The organism is Methylibium sp. T29, assembly GCF_000576205.1.
Classification (GTDB): Bacteria; Pseudomonadota; Gammaproteobacteria; order Burkholderiales; family Burkholderiaceae_C; genus Methylibium; species Methylibium petroleiphilum.
The window spans coordinates 1-13,179 of the sequence record NZ_AZND01000096.1; the positions used below are offsets into that span (position 1 = coordinate 1).

The following is a 13,179-nucleotide window of genomic DNA, read 5'->3' on the forward strand; positions in this document are numbered from 1 at the left end:
CTGCACGCCGACCTGCAGGTGTTGATGGAAGGCCTCCCGGCATCGGTGAACTACCGGGACTTGACCGTCGCCGACTTCCGGTCGGTGCGTGACCGGGTCGATGCCGTGTGGTCGCTGGCGCGCTCGACTCGCATGATCGAGATCGACGGCCAGATGGTCGAGATCAACGGTGCGGCCGAAGCCCTGGCGGAACGTCTCTCTGGAGAGCCCCAGGCGAAGCGCGAGCGCATGGTCGGCACGAACACCCAGCTCGACCTGCGCATGCGCCTGGCAGGCATGCGGGCGGCCCTGCGGCGCGTGGAGTTCTGGGCCGATGCCCGGGATGGTGGCAACACCGGCCCGTTCCGCACCTACGTCTGGCAGCCGGTCAGTGAAGCAGTGACGCGCTACCGCACCCAGCGCAATGACTACGTGAATCGCTTCCTGGTGCTGCTGAAGACGATCGAGCCCACGCTCAAGCCCGGGAAGATCGCCGCACCTGAACTCGCTGACGGCATGGTGTTCGCCGACCGCTCGGCGCTGCTCCATGCGCTGCTGCACACCGGCAACGAGAGCAACCTCCGCAAGCTGCTGCTGGGCTACCAGTGGGCCAGCGAGCGCCCCGACGGTTCCCTGGACACCACGCGCTGGGACGGCTTCCTCAAGCGCATGCACGCCGAGAAGCGCATCACGAAGGCGGATTGGGACTTCGTGCAGGCGACGTGGAACCTGCTGGAGGAGATCAAGCCTTCGGCCCAGGCGGCGCACAAGCGCATGTTCGGGCACTACTTCGCCGAGATCACCGCGGAGCCGGTGCAAACCCCGTTCGGTGAACTCGCGGGCGGCTACGTCCCTGCGATCACCGACAGTCTCTTGGTGCCCGAAGCACGAACTCACGGCGCCATGGACGACCTGCTGGCAGGCCAGAACAGCCCGATGTTCCCGGCCGTGACGCGCGGCTTCACGAAGGGCCGGATCCAGAACTACACCAAGCCGCTGGCCCTGGACCTGCGGATGCTGCCGGCGCACATCGACAAGGTGGCGCGCTTCGCCACGCTGGGGCCTGTGCTTCGGGACGCCGCTCGCCTGGTGACGCGCAATCGGACCTTCCGCTCGGCCATGGATGCTGTGGATCCCACTGCGGTGGAAAGCATGCTGGTGCCCTGCTCAAGCGCACGGCCACTCAGACGCTGAACAAGGCGCCGGAGACTCAGGCGGACCGGGCAGTGGCTCGCATCGCCAACCGGGTGCGCAATCGCACCGGCCTGCTGCTGATGTCGGCGAACGTCGTGAACACCTTGCAGCAGTTCACCGGTCTGAGCGTCGCTGCATTGAGGGTGCCGCCCCGCTACCTGGCCGCGGGCCTCATGGAGTACCTGAGAAGCCCCGCGAAGTCGGCCGCTGCGATCAATGGCCTGTCGGAGTGGATGCTCCATCGGTCGGACAACAGCGCGCACGATGTCGACCGCACGATCGAGGACATGCTCACCAACCCGAACGCCCTCCAGAAGGTCGAGCAGCTCGGCACGAGGTATGGCTACGTGCTTCAGCAGGCCGCGCAGAACTTCCTCGACCGCGTGGTCTGGATCGGTGCCTACAAGGACGCGGAGGCCAACGGCGTGAAGGGATCCAATGCAGTGCGCCAGGCCGACAGCGCAGTGCGGATGACGCAGAGCAGCTTCGCGCCGGAGGATGCGTCCAAGGTCGAACATGCCGGTGCCTTCACGCGGCTGTTCCTGCAGTTCGCGTCCTACTTCAATGCGCAGGGGAACCTGCTGGCAACGGAGGCGCAGAACGCTAGCGGCCCGGCGCGGCTTGCTCTTGTCTACCTGCTGGGCTTCGCAGTGCCCGCCTTCGTGGCCGACGTGATCGCCAAGGGCATGCGCGGGGATCTGGACGACGATGACGGGGACGAACTCGCCGGCAAGCTGCTCGAATCGTTCTTCATGTCGCAGGCGCGCTATGCCCTCGCGATGGTTCCCGTTGCTGGGCAGGCGGGGAACGCTGCAATCGGACAGTGGACGCCTGAGCGCTTTGATGATCGCATCGGTGCGAGTCCGACCTACAGCGCGATCGAGGCTACCGTGAGAGCCCCGAGGAGCATTTATCGGGCGATCGAGGGCGAGGGCAATCCGAAGGCTGCGGTGCGCGACGGGCTGACCGCCGTCGGTGTGCTCACCGGGCTACCGACTGGGCCGCTCGTCAGGCCGCTGGGGCACCTTGCAGATGACGAGCGAGACGACGTCACGCTGCAGGGGCTCGTCACGGGGCGGTAGTGAGGAAGGATCAGCCTTGGAGAGATGTAACGTCACTCACAAAATAGCCGGGTGGTTCGGCCGTTTATGGGGCGTTAGGCACTACATTTGCGGTCGTACGATCGAGGTGGAATGCTCAATGAGGACGGCTATGACACCTTCCGAATGGTTGGTCCTTGCGGTTGACTTAGCTCATCCCAGGTCCTTACAGCCGGTGCAGCTACAAAAATGTCTGTTCTTGCTTGATCGCAAGCTCAGCCCCCAGCAGAAGGGCGTCACGCAGATCTACGCGTTCACGCCGTATGACTATGGCCCCTTCGACTCCGCTATCTACACTGATGCGGAAGTGCTTGCGCGATCCGGCCAGCTGGAAATCTACAAGCCACAAGGGCAGTCTTACAAGCACTACAAGATCAGCGCCGACGGTCGACGCCTCGCGGATCAGATCGCGCACAAACTGGATCCAGCCGTCGTTGAGTACGCTCGATCGATAGTGAAGTGGACGCAAGGGTTGTCGTTCAACCAGTTGGTCTCTGCTGTCTACAAAGAGTTTCCGGACATGAAGGTGAACAGCGTCTTCAGGGGCTAGGCGTTGACTGTCCTCGTAGGGATTCTTTGCGCTGACGGCGTCGTCATCGCCTCAGACAGTGCTGCAACCTTCGGCACGGGCCAGATGCCTACGATTGGGCAGCAGACGACCCGCAAGGTTTACAAGCTCACCGATACGATGATTTTTGCGGCCACGGGCGCCGTCGGCATTGCGCAGATCATCGCTGACCGCCTTTCGTCGGGCTGGAAGCAAGGTGAGTTCAAAAACACGTCGTCGCCGGAGCAAATGATGCTCAAGCTCGGGACGGCAATAAGCCAGACGGTGATGCCATTCTTGCAGTCTGGCGTCTCAGTGCAGCAGGTCGCAGGTAACGCCAACGGATCACTATGTAAGTCGATGGTGGCGATGGACGTTAAGGGCACACCTTGCCTGTTCCAGTTCGACTACAACGGCGCGCCAGAGCGTTCCACAGAACATCTACCCTTCGTCTCTCTCGGTTCTGGTCAACCGATCGCAGATCCGTTCCTGGCGTTTCTCAAGCGTTTGATTTGGTCAGGCGTGCAGCCGACTGTCGCGGAAGGCAAGTTGGTTGCAGTTTGGACCATTGATCACGTGTGCAAGACGAATCCTGGTGGCGTAGGAGGCGCTGTGCAGCTCATGGTGTTGCCAGCAAAAGGTACTGTGCTTGAGCTAAGTGATGCCGAAGGAGCGGAACATAAGCAACAGGCCGCCGCCGCAGAGCAAGCCCTGGTCCGGCATCTAAGGCCTGATACCGCAACACAGGAAGCGGTCCCCCCCCTACCCCAGCCGCCCACCGCGTAGCCTTCCATGGGCTAAAACGTGGGTAGAAAGCAAAACGGGCCGAGAAGGCCCGTGTTTCCTAGCTATCTGGCGGAGAGAGCGGGATTCGAACCCGCGGAGGGCTGTTAACCCTCACACGCTTTCCAGGCGTGCGACTTAAACCGCTCATCCATCTCTCCGGAGCGACGGATTGTAGCCATGCGCCGGAACAAAAAAGGCGCCTCTCGCGAGGCGCCTTCTTCATCACGGACGCGCTGGCGTCATCAGTTCAGCGGGACCTTCTTGCCGTCCTTGTAGACGTACAGGGTCATCGCCGGGTTCTTCAGTTCACCATCGCTCTCGAAGGCCACCTTCGCGGTCACGCCGGTGTAGTTGGTTTCGAACAGCTTCGGGCCGTAGACCTTGGGGTCGGCCGAGTTGGCGCGCTTCATGGCGTCGACCAGCACGAACACCGCGTCGTAGACGTAGGGCGAGTAGACCTGGAACTGGCCGGGATACTTCGCGTCGTACTTGGCCTTCCAGGCGGTACCGCCGGGCATCTTCTCGAGCGAGGAGCCGCCTTCGGCGCAGACCACGTTGCCCAGCGTCTTGGCCCCGGCCGACAGGTCGGCGAGCTTGGCGGTGCACACGCCGTCGCCGCCGAAGAACTTGACGTTCGACAGGCCGAGTTGCTCCATCTGGCGCAGCATCGGGCCGGCTTGCGGGTCCATGCCGCCGTAGAACACGCCATCCGGACCCTTCGACTTGATCGAGGTCAGGATCGCCATGAAATCGGTGGCCTTGTCGGTGGTGTACTGCTCATCGACGATCTGGATGCCCTTGGCCTGGGCAGTCTTCTTGAACACCTCGGCCACACCCTGCCCGTAGGCAGTGCGGTCATCGATGATCGCGACCTTCTTGAGCTTCAGGTTGTTGGCGGCGTGCAATGCCAGGCCGGCGCCGAGCGCGTTGTCGTTGGCCAAGATGCGGAAAGCGGTCTTGAAGCCCTGCTGCGTGTACTTGGGGTTCGTGGCCGACGGGGTGATCTCCGGAATGCCGCAGTCGTTGTAGATCTTCGAGGCGGGAATGGTGGTGCCGGAGTTCAGGTGACCGACCACACCGTTGACCTTGGCATCGCACAGCTTGGTGGCGGCGGCCGTGCCCTGCTTCGGGTCGGCAGCGTCGTCTTCCGCAACCAGTTCGAACTTGACCTTCTTGCCGCCGATCGTGATGTTCTGGGTGTTGAGTTCCTCGATCGCCATCCGGGCGCCGTTCTCGTTGTCCTTGCCGTAGTGGGCCTGGGCACCGGAGATGGGGGCGACGTGGCCGATCTTGATCACTTCCTGGGCCGAGACGGCGCCGGTCGCGAGCAGGGCCGTTGCAAGGGCGATGGCTTTGAGTTTGAGTTGCATGAAGAACCTCCGGGTTGGAAGAAAGATTGAAGAAAACGGGTCGTTCTCAACGGCCGAGACAATACTCCAAAACAGGCAGCACACCGCTCGGGAGACGCCCCGGGAAAACACCGTCGGCGCCGATGCTGGCGGTCTGCACCTGAAGCTGGAACAGTAGCAAGCCGCAGACCACCCGCTTTGCAGGCGCCGAGATCAGCCGCGCACCTCGTGCGGGCGGATCTCGTAGCCGCGGCTCTCGAAGTAGCGCCAGCGCTGGCGGCCTGCGCGCCGCTCCTCGTCGTCTTTGCCGACGATCTCGAACAAGCGTTCGAAGCTCTCGAAACCGGCTGGCACCTCGGGTCCCAGGTTCACCAGCACCTCGTGGTGAGGTGCGTCGGCGGCCCGGTCCAGCAGCCAGATCGGGGTCGGCGCCAGGCGCTCGGCCGGAGCCGCTCCTTCGCGCAGCCGGGCATGGGGCACGAAGGCCAGCGGATCGTAAGTCCACAGCATCACGTCGAGCTGGGCGAGCCGCTCGCTCGACGACGCCGTGACGGCTACCCGGGCGCCCCGCTGGTAGGCCTTCGTCAGCAGGCGGCAGGCGTGCGCCAGCGGATCGGCTGCACCGTGGTGGAAGTTGATCTCCGTCAAGCGGGTTCCCCGCGCGCAGGCGTCAACGGGTGCGCGACAGCACGAAGTGCGTGAGCAGCGGCACCGGCCGGCCGGTCGCTCCCTTGGCGGCGCCGGATTTCCAGGCCGTGCCGGCGATGTCGAGGTGCGCCCAGCGGTACTTGGCTGTGAACTTCTTGAGGAACATCGCCGCGGTGATGGCCCCGCCGGCGCGGCCACCGACATTGCCCATGTCGGCGAAGTTGCTGCGCAGCGCTTCCTCGTACTCGTCGTCGAGCGGCATGCGCCAAGCCGGGTCGAGGCCGGCGCTGCCGGCGTCGAGCAGCGCATCGGCGAGCGCATCGTCGGCGCTGAACAGGCCGCTGCGGTGATGACCGAGCGCAATGACGCAGGCGCCGGTCAGCGTGGCGATGTCGATCACCACGGCCGGCTTGAAGCGCTCGGCGTAGGTCAGCGCGTCACACAGGATCAGGCGCCCCTCGGCGTCGGTGTTGAGCACCTCGATCGTCTGGCCCGACATCGAGGTCACCACGTCGCCCGGCTTGATGGCGCGCCCGCTGGGCATGTTCTCGCAGCTCGGGATGAGGCCCACCACATTGACCTGCGGCTGAAGTTCCGCGACAGCGCGGAAGCTGCCGAGCACGCTGGCGGCGCCACCCATGTCGTACTTCATCTCGTCCATTTCGGCCGCCGGCTTGATGGAAATGCCGCCGGTGTCGAAGGTGATGCCTTTGCCCACCAGCACCACCGGTGCATCGCTCCGCGACGCGCCGTCATAGCGCAGCACGATGAACTTCGGGGGCTCGTCGGAGCCCTGCGCCACGGCGAGGAAGGAGCCCATGCCGAGCTTCTCGCAGGCCTTGCGGTCGAGCACGTCGACCTTGATCCGCGGCAGCTTGGCGAGCTTGCGCGCCTCGGCCGCCAGGAAGCTCGGCGTGCAGTGGTTGCCGGGCCGGTTGGCGCACTCGCGCGCCAGCGCCACGCCAAGGGCGATCGCCGCGCCGCGCGACAGTCCGGTCTGCGCCGCCTTGGCTTCCGCCTTGTCGACCAGCAGGGTGATCTTCTGCAGCGCCGGCGCGGGGCTCGCGCTCGGCTTGGTGTGGCGGTAGCTGTAGGTGGCGTCGGACGCTGCCGCCGCGGCGGCCTCGGCATGGGAGGCCTCGATGGCGCCGCTTGCGGCCACCGCCAGGTGCTTCACACCCAGCGGCTTGATCAGGCCCAAGCCCGCGGCCACGGCGGCCTTGAAGGCCTTGGGCCCGGCATCGCCGGCCACGGCGAACACCACGCGCGCCGCCTTCACGCCCAGCGGACGGTGCAGATAGAGCGTGCGACCGGCCTTGAAGGCCAGGTCGCCGGCCGCGATCGCATCGGACAGCACGCGATCCAGGGGATCGTCCAGGCCTTGCTGCTTCGGATCGCCGGCCACCACGATCAAGAGCGCATCGGCGCTGACCTTCGAAAGGCTGGAGGTCGACGTGGCGAGAATGCGAAAGTCCATAATGCGATCCGTTTGAAATCCAATTGATGTTATTCGATTCCACTCTGCGCCGAGACCTCGCCAGGAGCTTTGGCGCGACCCTGGTCGTGATCATGACCATCGTGATCACGATGTTCCTCATCCGCACGCTCGGCCAGGCGGCGGGTGGTTCGGTGGCCGCGCAGGATGTCGCGCTGCTGCTCGGCTACGTGGCCCTCGAGAACCTGCCCACCATCCTCAGCCTGTCGCTGTTCATCGCGGTGGTGACGACGCTCACGCGCATGTACCGCGACAGCGAGATGGTGATCTGGTTCGCCAGCGGTGTGGGCCTGCTGCGTTTCGTGCCGCCGGTGCTGCGGCTGACCGCACCGCTGCTGCTGCTGGTGGCGCTGCTGGCGCTGTTCGTCTGGCCCTGGGGCAACCGCCAGATCGCCGAGCTGAAAGACCGTTACCAGCGGCGCTCAGACGTGGCGCGCGTGGCGCCCGGGCAGTTCCAGAGCTCGGCCGACGGCAAGCGCACCTTCTTCATCGAGCGTGACACCGGCGAAGGCAACATCGCGCGCAACGTGTTCGTCCTGGAGCGCAAGCCCGACAGCGAGAGCGTGACCTCGGCCCGCACCGGGCGCATCGAGATGGACGGCGACCAGCGTTTCGTCGTGCTCGAAAGCGGCCAGCGCAACGATATCAACCTCGCCACCGGCGAGCGCAAGCTCGCCCAGTTCGACAGCTACCGCGTGCTGGCCGGCGAAGCCGTCAGCAGCGGCGCCGACAACCTGCCACCGAAGGCGCGCAGCACCTGGGATCTGCTCACGCAGCCGAGCAACCGGCACTTCGGCGAGCTCGCCTGGCGCATCGGCCTGGCCGTCGGTGGCATCAATCTCGTGTTGTTGGGCATCGGCCTGGCGGGCGGCAACCCGCGGCGTGCCGGCAGCTGGAACCTGCTGTTCGCGCTGCTCGCCTTCGTCGTCTATTTCAACCTGCTGAACCTCAGTCAGGCCTGGGTCGCCAGCGGCAAGCTCGAGATCGGCATCGTGCTGCTGCTCATCCACGGCGGCAGCTTCGTGCTGGCTGTTTCCTTGCTCTGGTGGCGCGAACGCGGCGCCTCGTTCGGACTGCGCCGCCGGCGCGCAAGCACCTAAGGCCTCGCCATGCGCACGGTCCGCCGTCTCCTGTATGCCGACGTCCTGGGCGCGGTGACCTTCGTCGCCGTGTCCTTCCTGTCGCTGTTCTTCTTCATCGACTTCGTGGAGGAGCTCGACGACATCGGCCGTGGCGCCTACCGCGTGCACCATGCGGCCCTGTACTGCCTGTTGGAGCTGCCGGGGCGCCTGTACGAACTGCTGCCGATCGCGGTATTGATCGGCACCATCTACGCGATGGCCAGGCTGGCGCAGTCTTCAGAGTTCACCATTCTGCGCACCGGCGGGCTGGGTCCGGGCCGGGCCCTGTCGCTGCTCGCCAAGATCGGACTGGCGTTCGCGGTGCTGACCTTCGTGGTCGGCGACTACGTCGGCCCCTATTTCGATGCCAAGGCGCAAACGCTCCGTTCCACGCTGCGCGGCTCGGCCTCCGGCGGCGGCAACAACAGCGCCTGGCTGAAGGACCGCCGCGCCGCCGCGCCGGGGGAGCTGCCCGCCGGAGAGCGCATCGATTCGATCAACATCGGCAACGTCGGGCCCGACGGTCTGCTCGACGACGTGCGCATCTACGAGTTCAGCGAGGATGGCCAGCTGCTGGCGCGTGTGGCCGCGGAGCATGCCGTGGTCGAAGACGGTGCCTGGCGCCTTAAAAAGGTGCGTCTCACGCGCTGGCATGCGGCGAGCGGCGACGGCCTGCCGGTCGACGAGCGGCGCGACGAGCTGCGTTGGCCGACCCGCTTGACGCCTTCGGTGGTCGGTGCGGCCGTCTCGCCGCTCAAGAGCATGTCGACCGTCGATCTCTACCGCTACATGAGCCATCTGTCCCAGAACGAGCAGGCCGCGCAGCGCCAGGAGATCCAGTTCTGGAAGAAGGCGCTGTACCCGCTGGCCTGCCTGGTGATGGTGGGCCTGGCCCTGCCGTTCGCCTACCTGCACGCGCGCGCCGGAGGCGTCAGCGTCAAGGTGTTCGGCGGCATCCTGCTGGGCATCAGCTTCGTGCTGCTGAACAACGTGTCGACCCACCTCGGGTTGCTGCGCGATTGGACGCCCTGGATCGCAGCCGCAGCACCCGGCGCTTTCTACCTGCTGCTGTCGATGGCGGCCTTCAGCTGGCTCGTGCGCTACCGGTGAGAGGGAACCGCATGCAGCAGCACGGCATCCTCCTGTTCGCCCACGGCGCCCGCGACCCCTTGTGGGCGCGGCCCTTCGAGGCGGTGGCGCGTCAGCTGCGGGAGCGCGCACCGGATACACCGGTCGCGCTGGCCTACCTGGAGTTCATGAGCCCGGACCTGCGCGGCGCGGCCCATGCCTTGGCGGCGCAGGGCTGCTCGGCCGTGAGCGTACTGCCGCTGTTCCTGGGCGCAGGAGGGCATGTGCGCAAGGACTTGCCGGCACTGCTGCACAGCGTGCGCGGCGAACTGCCGGCGGTGCGCTGGCAGCTCGCGCCCGCGATCGGAGAGATCGACTCGGTGGTCGCCGCGATGGCCGATGCCGCCTGGGCGCTGCTGCAACCGCAGGCCCGCTGAGAGCGTCACGCCGGTGGCACTGAGATAATTTCGTTTCACCCGCCTCGCGCAGCTGCGCGCACCGCCCGATGAACCTGCATCAGTTTCGTTTCGTCCAGGAAGCCGTGCGCCGCAATCTCAACCTGACCGAGACCGCGAAGGCCCTTCACACGTCCCAGCCCGGAATTTCCAAGGCCATCCTCGAGCTCGAGGGCGAGCTCGGCATCGACATCTTCGCGCGCCACGGCAAGCGGCTCAAGCGCATCACCGAGCCAGGCCAGCAGGTGCTCGCGGCCATCGAGATCATCATGCGCGAGGTCGGCAACCTCAAGCGCATCGGCGAGGAGTACAGCCAGCAGGATGCCGGCACCTTGTCGATCGCCACCACCCACACCCAGGCACGCTACGTGCTGCCTGGCCCGGTGGCTGCGCTGCGCAAGCGCCATCCCAAGGTGGCAATCAGCCTGCACCAGGGCACACCCGAGCAGGTGGCGCAGATGCTGATCGACGAGACCGCCGAGGTCGGGCTGGCGACCGAGTCGCTGAGCGACTTCGAGTCCCTGGTCACCCTGCCCTGCTACGACTGGCAGCACGTGGTGGTGCTGCCGCTGAACCATCCACTCGCGGCGCACGAACGGCTGACCCTGGAGCAACTGGCCCAGGAGCCGCTGATTTCCTACCACCCGTCCTTCACGGGCCGCACCCGCGTCGACCAGGCCTTCGCCACGCGCGGACTCAAGCCGAACGTCGTGCTGGAGGCGATCGACTCCGACGTCATCAAGACCTACGTCCGGCTCGGCCTGGGTGTGGGCATCGTGGCCGAGATGGCGGTGCGCGACGATCCCGCCTGTGCACCGGGCGGCGATCTCGTCACGCGTCCAGCCGGCCAGCTGTTCGGCAACAACGTCGCCCGACTCGCTTTCAAGCGCGGAGCCTACCTGCGCAACTTCGTCTACGGTTTTGCCGAGCTGCTGTCTGACCGGCTGACCCGCGATCTGATCACCCGCGCGTTGCAGGGCGACGCCGAAAGCTACGAACTGTGAAGCCAGCACCGATGAGCAGCGCCCACCTCCTGGCCCGCACGCCCGTGCCGCCCAGCCGCCTGCCGCGGGTGGGCACGACGATCTTCACCGTGATGTCCGCGCTGGCCCAGGAGCACGGCGCGGTCAACCTCGGCCAGGGCTTCCCGGACTTCGAGTGCGACCCGCGCCTGGTCGATGCCGTGACGCAGGCCATGCAGGCAGGCCACAACCAGTACCCGCCGATGGCCGGCGTGCCGGTGTTGCGCGAAGCAGTCGCCGCGAAGATCGCCGCGCTCTATGGTCACCGCTACGACCCCGGCAGCGAGATCACCATCACCGCTGGCGCGACCCAGGCCATCCTGACCGCGATCCTCGCGCTGGTGCATCCGGGCGACGAGGTGATCGTCCTCGAGCCCTGCTACGACAGCTATGCGCCGAACATCGAACTGGCCGGCGGCCGAGTACGGCGGGTGCCGCTGACGCCGGGCCGCTTCCGGCCGGACTTCGACCGTATCGCCGCGGCGCTCGGGCCGCGCACCCGCGCAATCCTCGTCAACACGCCGCACAACCCGAGCGCCACGGTGTGGACCGCCGGCGAGATGCAGCGCCTGGCCGATCTGCTGCGGCCCACCGACGTGATCGTCATCGCCGACGAGGTCTACGAGCACATGGTGTTCGACGGCCAGGCCCACCAGAGCGTGGCTCGCCATGCGGAGCTCGCCGCGCGCTCCGTCATCGTGTCGAGCTTCGGAAAGACCTTTCATGTGACCGGCTGGAAGGTGGGCTACGCCGCGGCCCCGGCCGAACTGATGGCGGAGTTCCGCAAGGTGCATCAATTCAATGTGTTCACCGTCAACACGCCGGTGCAGCACGCGCTGGCCGCCTACCTGGGCGACCCTCGCCCCTACCTGGACCTGCCGGATTTTTATGCCCGCAAGCGCGACCGCTTCCGCGCCGGGCTCGCGGACACCGGCCTCGACCTGCTGCCCAGCGAAGGCAGCTACTTCCAGTGCGTGGGTTATGGCGGCCTGGCCGCGCATCGGGCGCGCAGTGAAGCCGAGTTCTGCCGCTGGTTGACCACCGAGGCCGGCGTCGCGGCGATTCCGCTGTCGGCGTTCTACGACGCCGGATTCGAACAGCGGGTCGTGCGCTTCTGCTTTGCCAAGCGCGAAGGCACGCTGGATGCCGCGTTGCAGCGGCTGCGCACGGCGCTGTCCGCGCGATCTCCCGGCTGAGGCGCCCGCAGGCGCGCAACTCAGCCGCGCGAACCGCCGTCCTGGCCTGTGCCGCCTTCGGCCGGCTTGGGCTCGAGGTCCTCGAGCGACAGATCGACCGCCAGCGGCTTCTGCACCTCCGGCTGGGCCTCGAGCGAGGTCGTCGCCAGCAGACGCTCGAAGACCGCGCTGGCCGGCGCATCGTCCGTGGGTTCGCCTGCGCCGATCGGCAGGAGCAGGTCGACGGCCCCGCCGGCCTCGAGCTCCGATCGATCGCGCGCGACCGAATACAGCAGCATCAGCTCGCGATAGGCCGGCAGGTCGAAGCTGTCGCTGCCCTCGGGATCGGCATTGCCATCGTCGGGGCGCAGCAGGCTGACCTGCAACACGTCCATCGCTCGCGACGGCGTCGACCACAGCGCCTGGAGCTGCTCGATGACGGCCGGGTAGTCTTCCAGCGTGCGTCCGCCCAGAAGGTCGGTCTCCCAGGCCGGGGCGTAGGCATTGAAGCGGCTGTTGAAGCGCTCGCGCAGCCGTTCGTAGTCGCTACGGTCACCGCGGCGCTTGTAGATTTCCAGCAGCTTCAGATAGGGCAGCGGACTGGTACCTGACGTGCTTCGCAGATGCCCCATCAGCAGATCGATCGCCGCAGCGTCCTGACCCAGGACGATGAAGAACTCGGCCTGTTGCTCGAGGTCGATCAGCTCCTCGACCGAAACCTCGCGCTTCTGCGCAGCGCTGAGCGGCCGCACCGCATTCAGCGGAGCAGGCTCCGACAGCGCGCCGGTCACCGACATGCTGCCGGCCCGCGTCGCGGCCAGCGTGTCGTCGAAACCGTCAATCTCGTTGGCTTGCTGACCCAGGCCTTGAGCGTCGGCACCGGCGCGAAGGCGGCCGCCTCTGCCGTTGCGGCCGGCGCTCCCACGCCACCGCTCCGCGGCGCTTCCGCCGGCGTGGCCGCCTGCACCAGCCAGGCGTGCGACTGGCGCTCCTGGTTGCGTTGCCGCCAGAGCCAGATCACCACGCCGAGCAGAACCGCGAGGGCCGCCGCCAGACCGTAGACCAATGGGTTGCTGTAGCGATCGCTTTCAGCGCGCTGCAACCGCGCCTGCAGGCCGGCAATGGCCTGCTGGGTGGTTGCGGTCTCGAGGCGCAGCTTGTTCATCGCCGCCTCGAGTTCCTCGACTCTGACCCGGGCGGCCTCGGCCAGGGCTGCCGCACTGGCGGCGCTGGCCGCCTG

Annotated in this window: 13 protein-coding genes, 1 tRNA gene and 1 pseudogene; 9 read left to right on the forward strand and 6 right to left on the reverse strand. The window is 66.5% G+C overall.

What is annotated here, in order from left to right; translation table 11 throughout:
- The 4 genes from x551_RS25840 to x551_RS12460 form a co-directional block, all read left to right on the forward strand.
- The coding region (locus x551_RS25840) for a hypothetical protein (RefSeq protein WP_036248748.1) at window positions 1-1,173 on the forward strand (1,173 nt) is incomplete at its 5' end.
- A 32-nt stretch (window positions 1,174-1,205) separates the two neighbouring features.
- Window positions 1,206-2,255: a hypothetical protein gene (locus x551_RS12450; RefSeq protein WP_036248751.1), complete on the forward strand. Its 1,050-nt coding sequence runs from the start codon at window positions 1,206-1,208 to the stop codon at window positions 2,253-2,255.
- 217 nt (window positions 2,256-2,472) lie between these two features.
- On the forward strand, window positions 2,473-2,823 hold the full coding sequence (locus tag x551_RS12455) for a hypothetical protein (RefSeq protein ID WP_152543504.1): 351 nt from the start codon (window positions 2,473-2,475) through the stop codon (window positions 2,821-2,823).
- 3 nt (window positions 2,824-2,826) lie between these two features.
- Complete coding sequence (locus x551_RS12460) at window positions 2,827-3,606, forward strand: hypothetical protein (protein ID WP_036248756.1); 780 nt, start codon at window positions 2,827-2,829, stop codon at window positions 3,604-3,606.
- A gap of 67 nt (window positions 3,607-3,673) precedes the next feature.
- On the opposite strand, the gene x551_RS12465 is transcribed toward x551_RS12460, so the two are convergent.
- The 4 genes from x551_RS12465 to x551_RS12480 all read right to left on the reverse strand — a co-directional run bounded on the left by x551_RS12465 (window position 3,674) and on the right by x551_RS12480 (window position 7,080).
- Window positions 3,674-3,764, reverse strand: a tRNA-Ser gene (locus tag x551_RS12465).
- Window positions 3,765-3,848: 84 nt separating this feature from the next.
- Entirely contained in the window at window positions 3,849-4,976 is a 1,128-nt protein-coding gene (locus x551_RS12470) for a branched-chain amino acid ABC transporter substrate-binding protein (RefSeq protein ID WP_011829535.1), read from the reverse strand.
- 192 nt (window positions 4,977-5,168) lie between these two features.
- On the reverse strand, window positions 5,169-5,603 hold the full coding sequence (locus x551_RS12475) for a DNA polymerase III subunit chi (protein WP_036234706.1): 435 nt from the start codon (window positions 5,601-5,603) through the stop codon (window positions 5,169-5,171).
- A gap of 22 nt (window positions 5,604-5,625) precedes the next feature.
- The gene (locus x551_RS12480) at window positions 5,626-7,080 is read right to left on the reverse strand and encodes a leucyl aminopeptidase (protein WP_036248757.1); all 1,455 of its coding nucleotides are present in this window, start codon (window positions 7,078-7,080) and stop codon (window positions 5,626-5,628) included.
- Window positions 7,081-7,106: 26 nt separating this feature from the next.
- Here x551_RS12480 and lptF point away from each other — a divergent pair, with 26 nt between their 5' ends.
- The 5 genes from lptF to x551_RS12505 all read left to right on the forward strand — a co-directional run bounded on the left by lptF (window position 7,107) and on the right by x551_RS12505 (window position 11,960).
- Window positions 7,107-8,198, forward strand: coding sequence for an LPS export ABC transporter permease LptF (gene lptF, locus x551_RS12485; protein ID WP_011829538.1), 1,092 nt, complete (start codon window positions 7,107-7,109; stop codon window positions 8,196-8,198).
- A gap of 9 nt (window positions 8,199-8,207) precedes the next feature.
- Window positions 8,208-9,329 carry an LPS export ABC transporter permease LptG gene (gene lptG / locus x551_RS12490; RefSeq protein ID WP_036234703.1) on the forward strand — a complete coding sequence of 374 codons (1,122 nt, stop codon included), beginning with the start codon at window positions 8,208-8,210 and terminating at the stop codon, window positions 9,327-9,329.
- An 11-nt stretch (window positions 9,330-9,340) separates the two neighbouring features.
- Window positions 9,341-9,724, forward strand: a complete 384-nt coding sequence (locus x551_RS12495; protein ID WP_011829540.1) for a CbiX/SirB N-terminal domain-containing protein — start codon at window positions 9,341-9,343, stop codon at window positions 9,722-9,724.
- 68 nt (window positions 9,725-9,792) lie between these two features.
- Entirely contained in the window at window positions 9,793-10,746 is a 954-nt protein-coding gene (locus x551_RS12500) for a CysB family HTH-type transcriptional regulator (protein WP_011829541.1), read from the forward strand.
- Between the two features lie 11 nt (window positions 10,747-10,757).
- Window positions 10,758-11,960 carry a pyridoxal phosphate-dependent aminotransferase gene (locus x551_RS12505; RefSeq protein WP_036234700.1) on the forward strand — a complete coding sequence of 401 codons (1,203 nt, stop codon included), beginning with the start codon at window positions 10,758-10,760 and terminating at the stop codon, window positions 11,958-11,960.
- Window positions 11,961-11,980: 20 nt separating this feature from the next.
- Here the strand turns inward: x551_RS12505 and x551_RS12510 are convergent, their stop codons facing one another.
- Window positions 11,981-12,736 (reverse strand): hypothetical protein, encoded by a 756-nt coding sequence (locus x551_RS12510; protein ID WP_036234697.1) that lies wholly within the window; start codon window positions 12,734-12,736, stop codon window positions 11,981-11,983.
- Window positions 12,727-13,179 (reverse strand): annotated as a pseudogene (locus x551_RS12515) (hypothetical protein); the annotation flags it as partial. The pseudogene x551_RS12515 and the gene x551_RS12510, both read right to left, overlap by 10 nt.

Excerpts from the sequence above, each read along its gene's own strand:
- x551_RS12470 (WP_011829535.1), bottom strand. The coding sequence starts at position 4,976 with ATGCAACTCAAACTCAAAGCCATCGCCCTTGCAACGGCCCTGCTCGCG.
- x551_RS12480 (WP_036248757.1), bottom strand. The coding sequence starts at position 7,080 with ATGGACTTTCGCATTCTCGCCACGTCGACCTCCAGCCTTTCGAAGGTC.
- lptF (WP_011829538.1), top strand. The coding sequence starts at position 7,107 with ATGTTATTCGATTCCACTCTGCGCCGAGACCTCGCCAGGAGCTTTGGC.
- lptG (WP_036234703.1), top strand. The coding sequence starts at position 8,208 with ATGCGCACGGTCCGCCGTCTCCTGTATGCCGACGTCCTGGGCGCGGTG.
- x551_RS12495 (WP_011829540.1), top strand. The coding sequence starts at position 9,341 with ATGCAGCAGCACGGCATCCTCCTGTTCGCCCACGGCGCCCGCGACCCC.
- x551_RS12500 (WP_011829541.1), top strand. The coding sequence starts at position 9,793 with ATGAACCTGCATCAGTTTCGTTTCGTCCAGGAAGCCGTGCGCCGCAAT.
- x551_RS12505 (WP_036234700.1), top strand. The coding sequence starts at position 10,758 with ATGAGCAGCGCCCACCTCCTGGCCCGCACGCCCGTGCCGCCCAGCCGC.
- x551_RS12510 (WP_036234697.1), bottom strand. The coding sequence starts at position 12,736 with ATGTCGGTGACCGGCGCGCTGTCGGAGCCTGCTCCGCTGAATGCGGTG.